This is a genomic window from Lacihabitans sp. LS3-19, assembly GCF_024343575.1.
Taxonomy (GTDB): domain Bacteria; phylum Bacteroidota; class Bacteroidia; order Cytophagales; family Spirosomataceae; genus Leadbetterella.
This window is the reverse complement of record NZ_RJUA01000001.1, coordinates 160,375-177,481: the sequence shown is the minus strand read 5'-3', so window position 1 is coordinate 177,481 and position 17,107 is coordinate 160,375. Positions and strand designations below refer to the sequence as shown.

At 36.1% G+C, this 17,107-nt stretch carries 15 protein-coding genes; 9 read left to right on the top strand and 6 right to left on the bottom strand.

From position 1 onward, the window contains the following. Positions 1 to 11: 11 nt before the first annotated feature. A complete protein-coding gene (locus EGI22_RS00740) occupies positions 12 to 1,325 on the bottom strand; it encodes a sugar MFS transporter (protein WP_255065685.1) in 1,314 nt (437 codons plus the stop codon). 521 nt (positions 1,326 to 1,846) lie between these two features. Between EGI22_RS00740 and EGI22_RS00735 the strand changes: the two genes are divergently transcribed. The 4 genes from EGI22_RS00735 (at position 1,847) to EGI22_RS00720 (ending at position 4,963) form a co-directional block, all read left to right on the top strand. Further along, positions 1,847 to 2,431, top strand: a complete 585-nt coding sequence (locus tag EGI22_RS00735; RefSeq protein WP_255065683.1) for a Uma2 family endonuclease — start codon at positions 1,847 to 1,849, stop codon at positions 2,429 to 2,431. Positions 2,432 to 2,465: 34 nt separating this feature from the next. Further along, positions 2,466 to 3,500, top strand: a complete 1,035-nt coding sequence (locus EGI22_RS00730; RefSeq protein WP_255065681.1) for a hypothetical protein — start codon at positions 2,466 to 2,468, stop codon at positions 3,498 to 3,500. 133 nt (positions 3,501 to 3,633) lie between these two features. Continuing rightward, positions 3,634 to 4,596, top strand: coding sequence for a ThuA domain-containing protein (locus EGI22_RS00725; RefSeq protein ID WP_255065680.1), 963 nt, complete (start codon positions 3,634 to 3,636; stop codon positions 4,594 to 4,596). A gap of 7 nt (positions 4,597 to 4,603) precedes the next feature. Then, positions 4,604 to 4,963, top strand: coding sequence for a hypothetical protein (locus EGI22_RS00720; RefSeq protein ID WP_255065678.1), 360 nt, complete (start codon positions 4,604 to 4,606; stop codon positions 4,961 to 4,963). A 7-nt stretch (positions 4,964 to 4,970) separates the two neighbouring features. Here the strand turns inward: EGI22_RS00720 and EGI22_RS00715 are convergent, their stop codons facing one another. Next, positions 4,971 to 5,831 carry a dienelactone hydrolase family protein gene (locus EGI22_RS00715; protein WP_255065676.1) on the bottom strand — a complete coding sequence of 287 codons (861 nt, stop codon included), beginning with the start codon at positions 5,829 to 5,831 and terminating at the stop codon, positions 4,971 to 4,973. A 226-nt stretch (positions 5,832 to 6,057) separates the two neighbouring features. Between EGI22_RS00715 and EGI22_RS00710 the strand changes: the two genes are divergently transcribed. From EGI22_RS00710 to EGI22_RS00700, 3 genes are read left to right on the top strand one after another with little or no spacing between them, the layout of a single operon-like run. Further along, positions 6,058 to 8,802 (top strand): glycoside hydrolase family 2 protein, encoded by a 2,745-nt coding sequence (locus EGI22_RS00710; protein WP_255065674.1) that lies wholly within the window; start codon positions 6,058 to 6,060, stop codon positions 8,800 to 8,802. A gap of 34 nt (positions 8,803 to 8,836) precedes the next feature. Next, complete coding sequence (locus tag EGI22_RS00705) at positions 8,837 to 9,820, top strand: esterase-like activity of phytase family protein (protein ID WP_255065673.1); 984 nt, start codon at positions 8,837 to 8,839, stop codon at positions 9,818 to 9,820. Positions 9,821 to 9,838: 18 nt separating this feature from the next. After that, positions 9,839 to 11,326 (top strand): arylsulfatase, encoded by a 1,488-nt coding sequence (locus EGI22_RS00700; RefSeq protein WP_255065671.1) that lies wholly within the window; start codon positions 9,839 to 9,841, stop codon positions 11,324 to 11,326. Here the strand turns inward: EGI22_RS00700 and EGI22_RS00695 are convergent, their stop codons facing one another. Continuing rightward, positions 11,327 to 12,502 carry a hypothetical protein gene (locus tag EGI22_RS00695; RefSeq protein ID WP_255065668.1) on the bottom strand — a complete coding sequence of 392 codons (1,176 nt, stop codon included), beginning with the start codon at positions 12,500 to 12,502 and terminating at the stop codon, positions 11,327 to 11,329. Positions 12,503 to 12,561: 59 nt separating this feature from the next. Between EGI22_RS00695 and EGI22_RS00690 the strand changes: the two genes are divergently transcribed. Together EGI22_RS00690 and EGI22_RS00685 are read left to right on the top strand one after the other, a co-directional pair. Next, positions 12,562 to 13,377, top strand: a complete 816-nt coding sequence (locus EGI22_RS00690; protein ID WP_255065667.1) for a metallophosphoesterase — start codon at positions 12,562 to 12,564, stop codon at positions 13,375 to 13,377. A gap of 379 nt (positions 13,378 to 13,756) precedes the next feature. Next, complete coding sequence (locus EGI22_RS00685; RefSeq protein ID WP_255065666.1) at positions 13,757 to 15,022, top strand: MFS transporter; 1,266 nt, start codon at positions 13,757 to 13,759, stop codon at positions 15,020 to 15,022. A 58-nt stretch (positions 15,023 to 15,080) separates the two neighbouring features. Here the strand turns inward: EGI22_RS00685 and EGI22_RS00680 are convergent, their stop codons facing one another. From EGI22_RS00680 to EGI22_RS00670, 3 genes are read right to left on the bottom strand one after another with little or no spacing between them, the layout of a single operon-like run. Next, positions 15,081 to 15,770 carry a triacylglycerol lipase gene (locus EGI22_RS00680; RefSeq protein WP_255065665.1) on the bottom strand — a complete coding sequence of 230 codons (690 nt, stop codon included), beginning with the start codon at positions 15,768 to 15,770 and terminating at the stop codon, positions 15,081 to 15,083. Between the two features lies 1 nt (position 15,771). Continuing rightward, positions 15,772 to 16,578 (bottom strand): alpha/beta hydrolase, encoded by an 807-nt coding sequence (locus tag EGI22_RS00675; protein WP_255065664.1) that lies wholly within the window; start codon positions 16,576 to 16,578, stop codon positions 15,772 to 15,774. Beyond that, positions 16,578 to 17,036, bottom strand: coding sequence for a hypothetical protein (locus EGI22_RS00670; RefSeq protein WP_255065663.1), 459 nt, complete (start codon positions 17,034 to 17,036; stop codon positions 16,578 to 16,580). Before EGI22_RS00670 ends, EGI22_RS00675 begins: the two co-directional genes overlap by 1 nt. Positions 17,037 to 17,107: the final 71 nt, after the last annotated feature.

Below are 17,107 nucleotides of genomic sequence, written 5' to 3'. Positions count from 1 at the left end.
TTATAATATTTCTAAAATTTCCAAGATCTGAATTGATGGCCTTTTATAGCATAAAAGACAAGATAAGCGTAACTCGGGAACAGCACCCAATAAGCAGTTCGCACATCAAATATATCAGCAAAATACCCATAAACTAGTGGCATTATGGCATTTCCACATAACATCATGATTAAGATAGACGCCCCTAGTTTTGTGAATTTACCTAAGCCATCAAGTGCTAAAGGCCATATTCCGGCCCAAATCAATGAATTGGCCAAACCCATCAATACCAAAAACCAAATAGAAATATCGGCTTTCAAGCCCATAAAGTTTACCTCTCCTTTAGCATAGATGACAAGCAATGTCAGCAACAAGCCCAAAATAGTACAAAACCGCAAAGCATTTACTTGAGAAATCACTTTTGGCATCAAAATAATACCAAGTACATAGCCACAAATTGTAGCTGCAAGCGTAAAAGAAGGAAACACCTTGGCCTCAAGTAATTGAATATTCATAGAGCCCGCATAACCTATAATGGTATCAATTGCAATCACTTGCGTACCCACGTGCATGAAAATTGCTAAAGCCCCAAGTATCAAATGCGGAAATTGAAAAATGCTAGTTTTAGAGGTTTTGTTTTCGGTCGATTCTTCACTGTCACCATCTGTATCAACTTCGGGTAAGGGCGAAAAACGAATCCCCAAACCAAGCAAAAAAAGTACAATTCCAACGATCAAATAAGGCGTAACAACCCTTTGAATGAGTTCGTCTAAAGCTACAGCTTTGTCGGCCTCATTCATATTGGCAAGGTTTCGAAATAAATCACTATCCGTGGCACGAAGTACTACCGCGGCAAATATCAAGGGGGCAAGTATACCAGCTGCTTTATTACAAATGCCCATAATGCTGATTCGCTGGGCGGCTCTTTCTTTGGGCCCTAAAATAGTGATATAGGGATTAGCGGCAGTTTGAAGTATCGCCAATCCTGCTCCTAAGGTAAATAAACCAATCAAAAAAATGTAGTAGGTTCGACCGTATGCGGCAGGAATAAAAATAAATGCTCCAATAGACATGATCCAAAAACCGTACATAATACCTTTTTTGAAACCCACTTTTTGCAATAAAAATGAAGCAGGAACCGAAATCAAAAAATAAGAAATGTAAAAAGCAAAAGTGACCAAATAAGCTTGGAAATTGCTAAGCTCACAAGCTATTTTGAAATAAGGAATCAATATGGCATTGATCCAAGAGACAAAACCAAAAATAAAAAACATCACTGCTACAATGGCAATGGACACACGAGTTTCATTTTTGCTCAAAGAGCTAACTGCGACGGCTTTAGGCATATTTCAGAAATAAGTGAGAAGGGTTGAATAAAGACCTAAATATAATCTAAAATCTTTAAAGTATTTAGTAAAATTTAAGCCCTATTAACACTTCAATGTTTCATTAATTTATACGAATAGAATTCGTTTAACCATAAATTTTCTTCTGAAAAAAACCCAAAATATGGTTTTATAGAAAGACAATTGATACGTAATGGAAGAATCGAATCTTAGAAATACGGGCAAATCTAGAATCTTTCAAATTGACTTATTTTGAAAACCCTATTAAGTTGAATTTTGAAAATTCTGCTTTGGGGCAATTAACTTTTATTCTTGTAGATTATTTGATTTCAAATTAATAAAAAATGCCTCTAATTAATTTGTTTCTTTTGTTTTTTTTGCCAAAAAATTCTCATTAGCTAAAGTTTTGGCGTAGTAAATTACTAATGAAAAGTATTAGACAAATATCTTTATTGTCAAAATAAAACCCAAATCTCATTTTTAGGAAACCTGAAAAAATAGTATATTCGCATAAAAAAGGTATGATTACAGACATCAATCTTCTTGATTTTTCTAAAAAATATTCTTTCGCAGACTACCTCACATGGTCGTTTTCGGAAAGAATAGAGCTATTAAAGGGTCTGGTTTTTAAAATGTCTCCCGCTCCCAATACTACCCATCAAAGAGTTTCATGGGAGTTGTCTGGGCGACTATACAATTATTTCAAAAACAAAGACTGCCAAACTTTTTCTGCTCCATTCGATGTAAGGCTACCAAAAGGCTCAGCAGCTGAAAACGAGATATTCACGGTTGTTCAGCCTGATTTGTGTGTAATCTGCGACCCGAATAAAATAGACGAACGCGGCTGCATAGGTGCTCCCGACTTGGTTATCGAGATATTGTCACCAGGCAATACTACCAAAGAGATGAAAAACAAATTTGAGATTTATGAAGAAGCCGGCGTCAGAGAATATTGGTTGGTAGAACCCAACGACAAAGTAGTTTTGATTTATATTTTGGTCAATGGCAAATACCAAGGTTTGGCTCCCGTAACCGAAGAAGACATATTGAAAAGCACTATATTTGAAGGTTTAGAAATGCCGCTAAAAGAGATATTTTTTTCTTGAAGTTTTATCGCAAAAAAACATAAATCTACACCAAATGCAAATCACAATAATAGGTGGCCAAGGCGAATTGGGTCTTGAAATTACAAAAGCTTGTAAAAAAGCAGGTCATATAATAACTACTACCAGCAGAAAACCCCAAGAAAACCAAATCCAATTTGACTGGAACAATAAGCAAAGCTACCAAAACCTCCACTCATCTAAAATCATTATCAATGCCGCACCAGTAAAAGACCTCAATAATTATTTTGAATTTATCGATACTTTACTGTCTAACAATCAGAAATTTATAGAAACTTCTGCAAGACCGGATTTGGTTGTAGCTCTCATTGATTTTCAAAAAAACTTTAAGAAAAATACCTCTGGACTAATCGTGCATGCTGTCGGAATTTTCCCTGGAATCAGCAATTTTCTCTTGAAAGAAGCACTTGAGCAAAAACCAAATGCCAAGTCTGTGAATTTCAATGTCAAGTATTCTATTTTTAGCAAAGCGGGCAAAGATATGTGCCAATTAATGGCCGAAAGCTTGGCGAGGCCTTCTGTTTTTGTTGAAAATGGAAATTTGAAATTTGACAAACCTGTAGGTCCCATTAAAACTTTTGAAAAAATAAATAATAAGGGCAATTCAAGCAAGAATACTACTTGGAAAGGCTTCTTAGCCGACTTGCCCGATACAAGATATTTTACTAAGCAATTACCTGAGGCAAAGTTTATAGGTTCCTATTTTTCACCTGTTTCCGATTTTCTTTTTCCATTTCTTAATTTATTCAATTTCGCCCCTAAAAACCCTTTTTTCATAAATATATATGCCAAATGTTTTTATTTCATAAGGGGAATTATTTTCAAAAACAAAACTTCTAAAATGCTGATTACCATAGTTTTGGATGACGTTTTTACCAAACAGATAGAGGTCCAAGATGCTTTATATACTGCTGGTGCAGGTGTGGCAGCAATTTTACCTTTTCTCGAAAACCAAAAAGGAATACTGAGAGCAGATGAATTCATATCTTCAGAAGCATTTTTTAATACAATAAACCAAACTGAGCCCAATATTTTAAGCCGAAATTTTTAACCAAAATCGTAATAGAAAATTTTTTCCTTTTAGCGACTTTCTATAATATTTTCAAAAATAAATTCAAGATAACACCACCTTTTTCTTAAAAAAGCCTATTTTTGAATACGCCTTAACAAATAATTCAACCCTAATGAAAACAAAAATTTACCTCTTATTCCTTATTCTTGGCATTGGATTGAGTAATTCATTCGCTCAAAAAACAATAAAGACCTTAATAGTTGATGGTCAAAATAACCACGACCAATGGCCTAAAGTGACCTTCATGATGAAAAAGTATCTTGAAGAATCGGGCTTATTTAAAGTTGATGTAAAAAGAAGTGCATTCACTTGGAATGGGGAGGCATTTTTGGAAGAATACGCAATAGAAGGCCTGCCAAAAACTATTGCTTTAAAAAAATCAAAAGCGGACTCGAGTTTTAGTCCGAATTTTAAAAAATATGATTTGGTAATTGTAAACTTCGGTTGGAATGCCGCACCTTGGCCTGAAAAAACACAGAAATCGCTTGAGAAATTTATCAAAGCAGGAGGCGGTTTGGTAGTTATTCATGCCGCAGACAATTCATTTCCTGATTGGCCGGCTTTCAACCAAATGATTGGCCTTGGCGGCTGGGGCGACCGTACCGAAAAAGATGGCCCTTATGTATACTATGACAATGAAAATAAACTCATAAAAGACATGAGTCCAGGCAAAGCTGGCTCGCATGGCCCTCAGCACGAATATGTTATAGAAATCAGAGAACCTGAGCATCCGATTACCAAAGGCATGCCTATGAAATGGCTCCATACCAAAGATGAGCTGTACGACAGACTTCGTGGACCAGCAGAAAACATGAAAGTTTTGGCTACGGCATATTCGGCAAAAGATAAAAAAGGCACAGATAGAAATGAGCCCATGCTGATGACCATAGACTATGGCAAAGGGAGGATATTTCATACACCGATGGGGCATGTAGATTATTCAGTAGAATGTGTTGGCTTTATAACTAGCTTACTAAGAGGTTCGCAGTGGGCGGCAACGGGAAAAGTGAATATTCCTATACCAAATGATTTCCCAACGGCAGATACATCGAGTTCAAGACCTTTCAAAAAATAACATGAATATGAAAAACTTAAAACTTGCTCTTACCCTAATTTTTGGAGCATTTATGGTTTCAGGAGGAATCAATCACTTCTTGAAACCTGAGATGTATTTTCCTTTCTTCCCAGATTTTTTACCGAAAGAAATACTCAATTATACTGCCGGGGCCATAGAAATAGTTGTTGGAATAGCTGCTTTTGTACCAAATTTCAGAAAAATGGCTTGTTTGGCTATTTTAATTATGATGATAGGCTTTTTGCCACTCCACATTTGGGACGTATTTAGGGCGGACCCAGCCATCGGAAGTCATTCTGCTGCTTTGGTTCGTTTGCCTGTACAAGCTTTGTTTATTTTATGGGCTTGGTATATTTGGAAAGACTAAGTCTAACTTATTTCAGTACCTCCTCAAACAAAGCCAAAGTCCTTTCCCATGCCAATTTGGCTACTTCTGGATTATATCGAGCTGGCGAAGCGTCGTTGTTAAATGCATGTTGGGCACCTTCGTATACAAAAACCTTATAATCAACTTTGTTGGCTTTTAGGGCTTCTTCATAAGCCGCAATTCCAGCATTGATACGCTCATCTAAACCTCCATATTGAAGCAGTAATTTTGCCTTTATTTTTGGCACGTCTTCAGCTTTGGCTTGTCTGCCATAATAGGCTACACCACCATCAAGCTCTGGATAATTTACGGCCATGTCGTTTACCAAGCCTCCGCCCCAACAAAAACCCACACATGCTGTTTTTTGGTTACTTTGTTCAAGACTATTTAAATACCCAAAACCACTCATTACGTTCTCAATGTTTTGTTTTGGGTCTAGTTTTGGAAACAATGCCCTACCTTCATCTTCATTGCTAGGCGTCCCCCCAAAAGGCGAAAGAGCATCTATGCCAAGGGCCAGATATCCCGCTTTCGCAATCCTTCTTGTAACATCTTTAATATGAGGTGTTAAACCTCTGTTTTCATGAATAACCAGCACTCCGCCTACTTTTCCCTTTAAATTTTTAGGCTTAACTAAATATCCCTTCATCGTACAGTTTGGGCCGGCAAAGCTTATATCTTCAGCAACAATATCCTCGTCATCTTCCGCTACTTTGTTTGCAAATGCATACTTACCCTCTAACATTGGCAAAACGGCCATAGCCGCAGCCGTCCCACCTACCATTTTGGTTAATTTCGACAAAAAAACTTCCCTAGAAAGAGGCTTGTGGGTATATTCGTCAAAAAGGTTAATGATTTTCTGATCCATGGTAAATATTATTTAAGTTTAAGGCAAATAGTTTTTCTTTAAAAATCCTTTCTAAAAAAATCAAAAGGATAATATTAGGTAAAGCTAAAATGTAACTCGCTTATTTCTAAAGAAAACTTTATAAATCTATAAAAATTTAATTTTTAATAGATATCACGAAGGTTTAATCCTTTGAGCATTTTATTTTTTAAACTATCTTGAACCATAATTCAACCATAATAAAAAAATGAAATCAATAATTCTAAGTTTTTGTCTTTTTCTCTTCTGTATTTCATCCATTGCACAGTCCATTCCTTTACCAGAACATCCTCGCCCAGACTTCGAGCGGGCAGATTGGCTAAACCTAAATGGTAAGTGGGGATTTGAGTTTGATAGCTTGCAAGTAGGCGAAAAACAAAATTGGCAAGAAGGCAATTTTAGATTTTCAAAAAGCATAAATGTACCATTTCCTTGGGGTTCACCTCTATCTGGCGTAAAAGACGAAGCAGATATTGCATGGTATCAAAAAACCATAGCTACACCAAGTTCATTCAAAAACAAACGAACTTTTCTGACTATCGGAGCATCTGATTGGGAAACCACAGTTTGGCTAGATGGCAAAATGGTAGGTAAGCACCAAGGTGGATATACGCCGTTTTCGTTTGAATTGACGGATTTTGTAAAATACAACTCCCCACAAAAACTTGTCATCAGAGTAGATGACGTCCGCCGTGATTTCATACTTTATGGTAAGCAAGGCTACGGAAATGCCCGTGGAATCTGGCAAACGATATATTTAGAAGCTCGTGGCCAAAACTATCTCGACTATGTGCACTTTAGCCCAAATATTGACGAAAATAAAGTGGCAGTAGAAGCAAAGTTTGGCGAAGTTTTAAGCCAAGATCAAAAAATAACGCTTGAAATAGAAACGCCAAATGGTAAAATAAAAGCAGATTTTTTAGGTAAAAAAGGAAGCGATATGGCACTTTCAACCATGGAAATTCCCAACGCTAGACTTTGGACGCTCGAAAATCCATATCTTTATAATGCAACATTAAAAACTGGAAACGATGAGGTGAAAACGTATTTCGGGATGCGTAAAATCTCCGTTTCCAAACTCCCAGGAACTGATATAAGCTATGTAGCTTTAAATAATAAACCAATATATTTACAACTTACCCTTGATCAATCTTACCATCCTGAAGGCTATTATACTTTCCCGTCGGACGAATTTATGAAAAACGAAATCCAGTTATGCAAAAACATAGGTTTGAATGGCCTTCGTACACACATAAAAGTGGATATCCCTCGCAAACTTTATTGGGCAGACAAACTTGGACTTTTGGTCATGGCCGATTTACCAAATTTTTGGGGTGAACCTACAGCACAAGCTCAAGAAGAGTCTGAATATACTCTCCGAGAAATGATAAAGAGAGATTACAATCACCCCGCTATTTTCTCTTGGATAGTATTTAATGAAACCTGGGGGCTAAAAACCAAAGTTACAAACCCTGAAACAGGCAAAGACCAATCTAAGTATTTACCCAAAACGCAAAATTGGGTAGCCTCAATGTATTATTTGGCTAAATCGCTTGACTTAACGCGTTTGGCAGAAGATAATTCTATCTGTTGTGGAGCCGGCCATACCGAAACCGACATCAACTCTTGGCACGAATATTTGCCTGGCTATGAGTGGGAAGCTCACATGCAGAAAATAGACAAAGGCACTTTCCCCGGCAGCAGTTTTCATTTCGAAAAAGGCTTTACGCAGGGTGACCAACCCATGATAAACTCAGAGTGCGGCAACGTCTGGGGATATGATGGAAGCACAGGCGATGTTGACTGGAGCTATGATTATCACCGTATGATGAACACTTTCCGTATGCACCCTAAAATGGCGGGTTGGCTATATACAGAACATCACGACGTAATAAACGAATGGAACGGTTACTGGAGATTTGACAGAACCATGAAATACACAGGCCTAAACGAAATAGCCAAAGGGATGACCGATAAAGATTTTCATTCTTTGGTGTATTTATCAAACGGACAAGACATTACGCATACTGTAAAAGCCAATGAAGAGGTTTCTGTACCAATATTTGTTTCTGTAATGGAAGACATTAAAATGGTTGACAATGTATTTTTAGTAGAATATATGCTCGAAGGGACAGACGTTTTAGGCAATTTCAAAACTATTAGCGAAGGAAAACTTAACCTTCCTTATACTCCATGGATGCAAAAAAGTTTTGATCCTTTAAAAATAAAAATGCCAGAAACTGATGGTATTTATACCTTAACATTTACCCTCAAAGACAGCAAAGGAGGTACTGTTTACCACAAAAACTTTGTTTCCTTTATAGTTAAAGATGGCGTATTACCCCAAAATACCGAAATTGTAGAAAAAGCACCAGATGCTTACTCTGATAGTAAATGGTCTTTGAAAAGTTGGGAAATAATGGATGGCAAAAAAATGAACGGTGCTGGAAATGGTTCATTTACTTATGTTTTTGAAGGAAAAAACAAAAAAGCAAAGTCTGGATATATTTTAATGGAATTGGGAGCAAAAGAACTTTTCTTTAAAGACCGCGAAGGCTCTGAAATAAAAAACAGCGACTATATGTTAGGAGCAAAAGCCGAACCAAGCCAAAACAAAAATTCGTATCCGATGACAGACGAAAAGAAATTTGCATCCAATGTCAAAGTTAGTATTGATGGTATATTGGTGAAAACCATAAAATTAGAGGACGACCCTGCTGACCATAGAGGCATATTAAGCTGGCATAATCAATTACAAAACCGTAAACTTTCCGAAGCAGGAAGCTATGGTTATTTAGTAAAAATACCTTTGACTGCCACCCAGATAAAAACATTGGATAAAACAGGAAAACTTAGCGTAAAACTATCTGTGGATAATAGCGGTGGATTGGCTGTATATGGAAAAGAATTTGGAAGATATCCATTTAACCCTTCCATAGTTTTACAAAAATAATAGAATTATATTATTGATTTTTAAATAGTTGTGAATGAGCAAGTGCTTAGTTTTGGTATTGTTTTTATGTTCGAATTTTGTAAAAGCTCAAATTAGTCCAGAGTTTAGCTTGGTAAAAATAGACTCTATTTTTACGTTTCCATCTGACTTGATGTCGGCATATCCACCTGAAGTAAAGTTTGGTGGTATATCTGGATTGGAATATTTTGAAGGTAGCCTTTACATGGTTTCAGACCGAGCATTTAAATCAACAGAAAATCAAAACTCTTACTTGTTCAAAACAGAAAACGAAACCGATATTACTGGGGCTTTTAAGTTCTTTGGTGTAGACAACGCCGAGTCCATTAGGATAGACAAGAATTCTCAAAAAATGTATTTTGCATTTGAAAGAGAAGATTCGACAGGTATTGGTTATATCAACGAAAATAACGTTCCGAATAATCTAGCTGTGTTTTCGATGACAAATGATACGCTGACAAGTGAAAACCGAGGAATAGAAAGTCTCTGTTTTGACGAAAATCGAAATTTATGGTTCGCTTTTGAGTCAAGTCTTACAGGTTCTATTCCTTTTTTTACTTGCCCTTTTAATCTAGAAAACAACGCTTATGATTTTAACAAAAAGCAAGTTTTCCAATATCCTTTCGATGCAAGAATATGTTTGACCGAAAAACAAAACCTAAATGGTAACCTCGGAAACGGCGTAACGGAAATCTTACCCTACGGAACCAATTCTTTACTGGTGATGGAAAGATGTTTTGACAACGCTTTTGTGACCATGCGATTATTTAAAGCGGAAATCCCTACCGTAGGAGATACTATTTCGAAAGAAAAAATATTCGAGTTTACAATTCAAAACGAATATTTAGGCAAAAACCATGCACTCAAACCCGACAACATGGAAGGAATGACATGGGGCCAAAACGAAGATGGACAAAGGGTGTTATATATTATCAGTGACGATAATTTTAATCCAAAAAAACAAAGAACGCTCCTTCTAAAATTAAAAAATAAGAAGTAATATTCTAAAAATACAATTATGAAAAAACTGATTTTTTTCGGCCTGTTTTTTTTACAAACATTTGTTTTTACTCAAAAACCAAACGTCCTTATTATCTATGCTGATGACCTCGGGTATGGTGACGTTAGTGCCTACAAACAAGGCACATTAAAAACACCTAACATTGACAATCTCGCCAAAAGCGGTAGACGATTTACCAATGCTTACGCCACTTCTGCTACCTGCACACCCAGTAGGTTTGCTTTACTAACAGGCACTTATCCTTGGCGAAACGAGCGAGCGAGAGTATTGCCAGGCGACGCCCCAATGCTGATTGCCCCAAATACTTTTAGCATTGCTGACCTTTTCAAAACTCAAGGATATAAAACAGGAATAGTAGGCAAATGGCATCTAGGACTCGGCAATGGAAGCATAGACTGGAACCAAGAAATATCAGAAACACCCAATGACCTTGGCTTTGACTATTCCTACATCATGGCGGCTACCAACGACAGGGTGCCGACGGTTTACGTTAAAAACCGAAAAGTTGAAAATCTCGACCCTGCAGATCCTTTATGGGTAAGCTATAAAGAGAACTTCGATGGTGAACCAACCGCCCTTTCCCACCCTGAGCTCATGTACACCCAAAAATGGCAACACGGCCACAACATGTCGGTGCACAACGGCGTGCCACGCATTGGGTTTATGAAAGGCGGGAAAAGAGCCCTTTGGAAAGACGAAACCATGTACGAAGTTTTTCTAAACCAAGCCCAAGAGTTTGTAAAAGACCATAAAACCGAGCCTTTCTTTTTATATTATGCATTACACGAACCTCATGTTCCGAGAGTGCCAAATGCCAAGTTTGTTGGCAAATCAGGCATGGGGCCGCGTGGAGATGCAATTTTAGAAGCGGACTTTTGTGTAGGCGAAATAATTAAAACTTTAAAAGAAACTGGTCAACTTAAGAATACCATTGTGATATTTTCATCCGACAATGGTCCTGTGCTCAACGACGGATACTATGATGAAGCAGAAGAAAAACTCGGAAATCATACACCTGCGGGTACACTCCGAGGAGGAAAATACAGCCTTTTTGAAGGAGGAACAAAAGTTCCGTTTATAGTTTCTTGGCCTAGTAAAATCAAAGGAAATACTGTAAGTGATGCAGAAGTTTGTCAAATGGACTTGTTGGCCTCATTTGCTAATTATTTTAAAATAAAAAACCCAGAAGCCAATGATAGCAAAAACTTCTGGGATGTATTAATTGGAAAATCTAATAATGGTAGAACCGAACTGGTTTTAGAGTCCTCGGGAAAACTTGCTTTCCGCTACCAACAATATGCATATATACCTCCCCACAAAGGTCCGGCAGTAATAGAGCATGTTAAAAACGAAACGGCTTTTTCTGATTTAGAACAACTCTATGATCTTGAAAAAGACCCTGGTCAAAAAATCAACATTGCTGACAAAAATGCTGAACTTTTGAAAACCATAAAAGAGCAATTTATTGAAATTACAAAAATGTAATTATCTCTTAAACAGCTGGTAACCTAAAATAAATTGAAGCCTTGTATAGTTAGAATAATAGTTTTGGTAGTATCTAAACACGTTAGTATTACCAATATATCTACACTCTAAACTAATCTTTTTCTTTTCAAATCCTGCTCCAATTCCAAAATTATTGCCAGCAGAAAGTTTTACATTTCCAAATTTCGAACCGAATGAAGTTCCTTCACCCATATCATAATTTACATTGTAAAAAATTATGCCTCCTTTTTTTAAGTAGGACTTTCCTTTTATCCCAACAGGTACAGTAATAAATTTAAAACCTATATCTCTATAATTAACGTCAGGGTCGGTATCTTTTCTAACAGGACTATAGAAAAAGTTGGGTTCAATATACACGCTCCATTTATTCATGTTTATTGGTAAAATATAATCAAATTCAACGCCTACTCTATATTCAATATTTGATTCATAGTTATACGTTTTTTTGCCAGATACAAACGAAAAGTTAGAATACGAAATACCAGGCGTTAGTTTCAAAAACACCTTATCCCTTTTGACATTTGACCTTAATAGTGTGCCTTTTGAGCTAAATTTATTATTATATATTAAAAAAAAGCCTTCTAACCTCGGCTCTAGATAGGTCAACTTTAATACCGCTTCTTTGTCTATTTTTTCTGGATCAAATTCATTCAATATTTGTTGTTTATAAGTAATGTTTGAAGCCTCTTTACCATTTTTTAAATATTTTTTAAATATTAACGGTTTAATTTCACTGTCCCCTAAAGAATAAAAAAACCTGATTGCTTCCTTCTTTTTATATCTATATAAATTGACACTTCCTTCTACTAAAACTTTCAAAAAAATCGTTCTTTTTTCAAAGACTGGATTTTTGTCTGAAGATAAATTTCTAATATTATCACTTGAAACCTCAAAGTCAACTTCTTTTTTTATGAATTTAAAGTGGCCGTTTACCGAAAATTCCTTTATAAACTCTAAACTCCCCTCTTGTTCTTTTCCCTTTTCTGTAGTTCTGTAAACAAAGCTCCGGGGGTTATTATTCCAATCGTTGTTTTTTATAAAACAGTCAACTTTTTCTCCCTCTTCAGTAATTAAATAGCCTTTTTCAAATACAATTTGACCAATTGCATTGAAAGCAATAATTGTGTTAAAAATTAAAATTAGAATTGATTTCATTTTTTGTGAATTGTTTAAATTATGAGTAAATTAAATTTTTTAATAAAAAACCCTTTTTCATGAAATTAGACAGAAGATGTTTTCTGAAATCCCTTTCTATAAGCGGAGCAATATTTCTTTCCGGAAAAACTGTGTCTGCTGCTGAATTTTTTAATTCAAGAAAAAAAGTAAAACTAAGATTCATCGTTGCGTCTGATGGTCATTATGGTCAACCCAAGACTAATTTTGACGCATTTCATGAATCACTCGTAAAAAACATCAACAATTTTTGTAAAGAACAAACGGTAGATTTTTGTGTGATAAATGGCGACTTGTTTCACGACGAACCCTCGCTTTTGCCAATTGTCAAACAAAAATTAGACCAAATACAAATCCCGTATTTCGTTACCAAAGGAAACCACGATAAAGTGAGCGAAGCTCGCTGGGAGGAAGTATGGAAAATGCCAGCCAATCATACTTTTGAAATCAAAAACAACGCCATAATCCTTGGGAATACGGCAACTGAAAAAGGCGAGTACGTTTCGCCCAACTTGGAATTTATGAAAGAAAGCCTTGAGAAAAGCCAAGCACAAAAAAACACTTTTATATTCCTACACATACCCCAAATACCTTGGGTGGAGCACTGTATAGATAGTCCCGAATTGATAAAAATGTTTGAAAACTATAAAAACATCAAAGCCGTTTTTCATGGACATATTCATACACTTGACGACATAAAAGTCCACCATGGAATCCCATACATTTTTGATGCCCACTTTGGCGGAAGCTGGGGCACGGAATACAAAGGCTTCAGGGTAGTGGAAGTAATGAAAGACAATGCAATATTAACTTACATGATGAATCCTACTGAGCGGATTTTGGAGGCAAGGGTTTAGTTTTCCAAACCTCCCCCACAATTTCTGAAACCGAAGTATTGGCTCCCATACGAGAGTGACTGCTTTTGATTCCTAAATTTCTATTTTGGGCTGTTTCAAGTGTATCCATATAAACTTTCCATGGCACTATACCATCTTGTTTTGAAAATATAGCAAGTGTTTGTAAAGCTTGAGATATGGTTACATCCCGTCCAAACCATTAGACTTCTTTTAATTCATCAAATATTATAACCAATCGGTACTTAAAGCTAATTTTACTTTCCATCTTAATGCATGACAATTTTAACCCTCTAATAACAAAAGAGTTAAAAATGTTTTATACCTTGTTTATATAAAGTGTTGATCTTAAAATCAATACCCAAAAAACCTTAATAAAAACATGAAAGAATTAAACCCAAATTATAAGTGGAAAGTACTTCTTTTGCTTACCATAGTATATGTTTTCAATTTTATTGATAGACAAATATTGGTGATTCTTCAGGAGCCTATAAAAGCTGAACTTAGCTTGTCTGATACGCAACTTGGCTTACTTACTGGTCTCACATTTGCTGCATTTTATGTAATTCTCGGTATCCCTATCGCAAGATTCGCAGATAGAAGCAATCGCAAAAATATTATTGTTGCAAGTCTTGCTTTGTGGTCTGCCATGACGGCCATTTCCGGAATGTCAAAAAACTTTTTTCAGTTGCTTTTAGCTAGGGTTGGTGTTGGCGTTGGAGAAGCTGGAGGAAGCCCACCTGCTCATTCAATAATTTCTGACTATTTCCCATTAAAACAACGAGCCACTGCACTGTCTATTTATTCTATGGGAATCTACATCGGAATCCTGTTGGGCTTCATAATTGGAGGTGTAATTGCCAAATCGTTCGGATGGCGAAATGCATTTTATGCGATTGGAATTCCAGGTTTGTTGTTTGCAATTATTGTGTACTTTTCTATCAAAGAACCGATAAGGGGGCTTTCTGATGCCGCAGACTTGAGCTCCATTAATCCTACATTAAAAGAAGTATTGCAAACTTTAATGAAAAAAAGAACATTCATTTTTGTTGCTCTAGCCTCTGGTTTTCAGGGATTTAGTATTTATGGAATCGGTAATTTTATGCCTGCATTTTTGAACAGAGTTCATCATGTCGACATTGCCACAGCAGGTATTGTCCTTGGTTTAACTATGGGAATAGGTGGCGGTATTGGTACTTTTTTGGGAGGGTATTTGTCAGATAAAAACAGCCATAAAGATATGAGATGGCACATTTGGGTACCTATGATAGCAGGCATTATTTCCTTTCCTTTTGTAGCTATAACTTTCTTCAGCAATCAGGTTTCATTTGTTTATGTTGGAATTTTCTTAACCTCTTGCTTAACTGCTCTATATTTAGGGCCTACCATAGCCATTACCCATAGTTTAGTAAATGCAAAAATGAGGGCTTTTGCTTCAGCAATATTATTTTTTGTTCTCAATCTAATAGGATTGGGTGGAGGACCGCTTGTAATCGGTTTGCTCAGCGACGCCCTTTTACCAAGGTTTGGAGACTTGAGTTTAAGATGGGCTTATTGCGGCATTTTTGTCAGTTTAATAATAGCTTTACTTTTTCAGTATTTAGGCTCAAAAAACTATTTGAAAGACTTAAAAAATGCTGTTCTATGATTTTTGAAATTTTTAAACAAGAAATTCAAAGGGTTTTTTTGAAGAATAAAATAAAAAACTAGCCTTTCAAAACCTCCCCCACAGTTTTCAAAACCGAAGCATTGGCTCCCATCCCAAAATGGCTGCTTTTGATTTCAATATTTCGGTGTTGGGCAGTTTCTGGAATATCCATGCATACTTTCCATGGCACTATGCCATCTTGTTTTGAATACAAAGCGACTGTTGGTAAAGCTGGTGGTACGCCAAGCTGATCTACCGTTTCTTTTTTAAGGTCTGAAGCATTGTTTAATAAATCAAAAATCCATCTTGCGTGGTTTGGAGCATATACATTGGCGAAGGGGCTGCCCATTGTTAACACTTTTTCCACATATTCTGGCTTCATTTTAGCAAGTTCTCTTGCAAAAATCCCCCCCATGCTCCAGCCTATCAGTATAATCTTTTTGTTGTGTTTCTTGCTTAATTCTTCTATTCGTTGTGCAAGAGGCTGAAGATATTTCAACCTACCCAAGTTTCTACCCAATCCCCAACCATAAACCTGAAAACCGAGCTTGGTAAGGTATTTTCTAAGTATAGAAGTCGTAAAATCCGAGCTTAATAAACCAGGCAAAACCAATATTACTTTTCCGTTTTTTACAGAAGCGGTTTCAGTTTTTATTAAAAAAAACAGACCAAAGATAGTTTCAAAAAAAGCCCGAAAGATCTCGGTTAAGTGTAAAAAAAGCGATGGTTTTTTTATTTCTTCGTCCATATTAAATCCGCTCTTTTATCCAATGTGTAGTATATTGAATAATCTCATTTTTGTTTATTTCATTAAAAATCTCATGAAAGGCTCCATCCCATATTTTCAAGGTTTTGTCGGTGCTTGTGCATTGGCTATACAAAGCTTTTGAGCCTTCCGGATTTGCCAATTTGTCTCCTTCACCGTGCATTATTAAAACTGGATAGGTGAAATCTTTAAACTGCGATTTAAGTTTATTTATACCATTTAGCATAGCTAATCCCAATCCTGCTTTTGTACCTCCATGATAGTTTAGAGGGTCATTGGCGTATTTTTCAACTTCTTTGAGGTCTCTTGATACAGTCTTTGGATCAAGTTTCACGGTCGGCAACTTAGGGGCTATTTTTGCTAAAAATGTAACTACTTTTTGGGTAAATGGCGTAATGTCCTCTCCTATTTCAAGAGCAGCACCCGAAAAAATAACTCCATCAATATCTGTTCTTTCTCTAAACATCAGAAAATTGAGGGTAATCAATCCACCAAGACTATGACCCAAAATAAACGTTGGCAAATCTTTTGGAATAGAATTATAAACAACCTCAACATCTTCTCTAAATTCATCTATGCTTTTTACAAAAGCCCTAGGTCCATCTGATTTACCGTGTCCACGAAGGTCAAAACTATAAACATTGAGTCCAATTTTATTTAAGGCATCGGCTACATGAGCGTATCTGCCACAATGTTCAGCCAAACCGTGTACCAATAAAATATTGCCCACTGGCTTATCCACAAAATAATTTTGGGTAAATAGATTTATTCCTCCGGTCGATTTTAACATTATTTTTTAGTCTTTTTGTTTTTCAAAATAACTTTCAAAGGATTCTCGATAATATGGCTTTCCTTTATAGTTTCTACAGTTTCTTTAAATGCCTTTGCTGATGTCTCTCTTACAGTTTTCTGGTTGCTAACCACTACTTTAGTAGTATCTGCTAACAACTCTTTACCTATTTTAAAAGCAGACTTTCCAGCTTTTGAGTACATTCCAGCGATAGTTTTGGTTGTTTTCAAAGATGAATTTAATATTTTCCCACCCGCTTTACCAACAATACTCCCAGTAATTTTTCCAACTTCTATGGCTTTGTCTAAAGTAGATTTTTCTTTCGGACTTGCTGCTTTGGGTGCTTCTGTTTTTATTTCTTCTATTGGCTTTACAACCGTAACTTTAGGCTTTCTAGCTGTTGTTGTTTTTTTTGCAGCTGTTGTATTTTTTACTACTGTTTTTGGTGTATTTTCCATTATTTGTTTTGTTTAAAAATAAAATATACACAAATTTATTATCAAGGAGTTACAGATAAGTTACAAAGAAA